This is a genomic window from bacterium (genome assembly GCA_030654305.1).
Taxonomy (GTDB): Bacteria; Krumholzibacteriota; Krumholzibacteriia; order LZORAL124-64-63; family LZORAL124-64-63; genus PNOJ01.
The window spans coordinates 1-2,699 of the sequence record JAURXS010000395.1; the positions used below are offsets into that span (position 1 = coordinate 1).

Below are 2,699 nucleotides of genomic sequence, written 5' to 3' on the forward strand. Positions count from 1 at the left end.
CCGCCTACCTGGTCCACCTCGCGACGGCGATCCCGCTGGGCGTGTGGATGGCGCGCCGCCGCGGCTCGGCCGCGGAACGGGCCGTCGGCGCCCTGGGTCTCGCGGTGAACTCGCTGCCGGCCTTCTGGCTCGGGCTCATGCTCGTGCTGGTCTTCGCCCGCGGGCTGGGCTGGTTGCCCGCTTCGGGGATGCATGCTCCCGACCACGCCTCGCTGTCCTGGTCCGCCCGCCTGCTGGACACCCTGCGCCACCTCGTGCTGCCGGTGACGGTGCTCGGTCTGGCCACCGCCGTCGGCACGGCCCGCTACGTCCGCCAGGCCGTGCTCGAGGTCCTGGAGTCCGAGTTCGTGACGGCCGCCCGGGCCCGCGGCCTGTCGGAACGCGCCGTGGTCTGGCGCCACGCCGTGCGCAACGCCCTGCTGCCGGTGGTCACGCTGGTGGGGCTGAACCTGCCGGCGCTGCTCGGTGGCGCGGTGGTGACCGAGACCGTGTTCGCCTGGCCGGGCATGGGCCGCGTCGCGGTGGAGGCGCTGTGGGCGCGCGACTACCCGGTGATCCTCGGCGCGACGGGGCTCTCGGCCGTGATGGTGGTGGCCGGCAACCTGCTGGCCGACCTGTTCTACCGCGTGGTCGACCCGCGCGCGCGGACGGGCGGGGAGGGGCGGACGTGAGCGCCGTGGGCCGCGCCCTGCGGCACGACGCCGGCGGGCGCGCGGGACTGATCCTGATCCTGCTGCCGCTGCTGGCGGCGGCCCTGGCCGGACCGCTGGCGCCCGGCGATCCGCTGCGGGTGGGGACCGCCGCCGAGCGGCTGCTGGCCCCGTCGACGTCGCACCCGCTGGGGACCGACGCGCTGGGCCGCGACGTCCTGGGACGCCTGATGCTGGGCGGCCGCGCCTCGCTGGCCGTGGGCTGGTCCGGCGTGCTGGGCGCCGTGCTCCTGGGCACGTTGGTGGGGCTCGCCGCGGGCTTGGGCCACTCGCGACTCGACCGCGCGCTCATGGGGTTGACCGACCTCTTCCTCGCCTTCCCCCGCGTGTTCCTGGTGCTGTTGCTCGCGGCCGTCGCGGCGCCTTCCCTGGCGCTGGTGGCGGCGGTGATCGCGGCCACGGGATGGATGGGCGTGGCCCGCCTGGTGCGGGCCGAGACGCTCGCGTTGCGCGACCGGCCCTTCGTCGTCGCGGCGCGCAGCCTCGAACTGCCGGCGTGGCGGCTCGCCGCCCGCCACGTCCTGCCGCACGTGCTGCCCCTGGTCGTCCTCGCGGCCGCGCTGCGCGTGGGCGGCGCGATCCTGCTGGAGTCCTTCCTCAGTTACCTGGGCCTGGGCGCCCAGGACCCGACCGTGTCCTGGGGAGCCATGATCGAACACGGCCACCGCCACCTGGCCGACGCCTGGTGGCTGGCCGCGTTCCCCGGCCTCGCGATCGCGCTGACCGCGGTCGGCCACAACCTGCTCGGGGACGCCCTGCGCGACGCCCTCGACCCGCGTGCCGGCGGCCGCCACGACACACCCGAGGCGGGTGGCTCTTGAGCGCCCCCCGCCTGCTGAGCTGCGAATCCCTGCGGGTGGCCTACCCGGGTCCGGACGGCGGCCGCGCGGCCCTGCGCGGCGTGGACCTGGCGCTCGACGCGGGGGAGGTCGTGGCGGTGGTCGGACCGTCGGGCGCCGGCAAGTCGTCGCTGGCCCTGGCCGTGCTGGGCCTGCTGCCGTCGCGGGCGCGCGTGTCGGGCGTCCTGCGCTGGCGGGGCGAGCCGGTGGCTCCCGGCCCGGCTCACCGGCGGCTGCTGGGCCGGGACATCGGGATGCTGTTCCAGGACCCGCTGGCGAGCCTGGACCCGGTCGTGCGCGTCGGGGACCAGCTGGTCGAGACGCTGCGCGCCCTGCGTCGCGACGGGAGTCGGGACGCGCACCGGCGGTCCCGGGAACTGCTGGCCGAGGTGCTGCTGCCGGACCCCGCCGCGGTGGCGCGGCGCTACGCCCACCAGCTCAGCGGCGGCGAGCGCCAGCGCGTCGCGCTCGCGCTCGCCCTGGCCGGCGACCCCGCGCTGCTCGTCGCGGACGAACCCACCACGGCCCTGGACGCGGCCGTCGGGGCCGCCGTCACGGGGCTGCTGGGGGACCTCGTGCGCCGCCGCGGCATGTCGCTGCTGCTGGTCACCCACGATCCCCGCCTGACGGCGGGCCTCGCCGACCGCGTCCTGCGCCTGGAGTCGGGGCGCGTCACGGCGGGGTCAGCGGCGGACGCCGTCGTCGGCGACGTGGACGGCTCGGCCGGTGACGCGGACCGGGGTGCGGGCGCGGCCGCGGGCGTCGGCGCTCCGGCCCTGAGTTGCCGCGGCGTCGACGTGCGGTATCCCGGACACGGCGGCCATCCCGAAATCGTGGCGGTGCGCGGCGTCGACCTGACGATCGGCGCCGGCTCGTCGCTCGCCCTGGTGGGGGAGTCGGGGTGCGGCAAGACCTCGCTGGCACGGGCCGTGTGCGGGCACCTGCGGCCGGCCACGGGTGCGATCGAGGTGGGCGGCCGTCCCGTCGGCGGCCGGCCCCACCGGGCCGCGCAGATGATCTTCCAGGACCCGTACTCCTCGCTGGACCCGCGGCAGACCTGCGGCGACGCCGTCGCCGAGGCGGCGCGCGCGGCCGGCAGCACGGTGGCCGCGTCCCGCCTCGCCGCCGCCGCTCTGCTCGCCGCCGCCGG

General features: G+C 77.7%; 3 protein-coding genes. All 3 read left to right on the forward strand.

All coding sequences use genetic code 11. The annotated features are described in order from the left end of the window. Positions 1 to 671 (forward strand): ABC transporter permease (locus Q7W29_11340; GenBank protein MDO9172411.1); only part of this gene is annotated, 671 nt, incomplete at its 5' end. Next, positions 668 to 1,531 carry an ABC transporter permease gene (locus Q7W29_11345; protein ID MDO9172412.1) on the forward strand — a complete coding sequence of 288 codons (864 nt, stop codon included), beginning with the start codon at positions 668 to 670 and terminating at the stop codon, positions 1,529 to 1,531. The genes Q7W29_11340 and Q7W29_11345, both read left to right, overlap by 4 nt. Continuing rightward, positions 1,528 to 2,699, forward strand: a 1,172-nt coding sequence (locus Q7W29_11350) for an ATP-binding cassette domain-containing protein (GenBank protein ID MDO9172413.1), incomplete at its 3' end; no start/stop codon positions are given. The genes Q7W29_11345 and Q7W29_11350, both read left to right, overlap by 4 nt.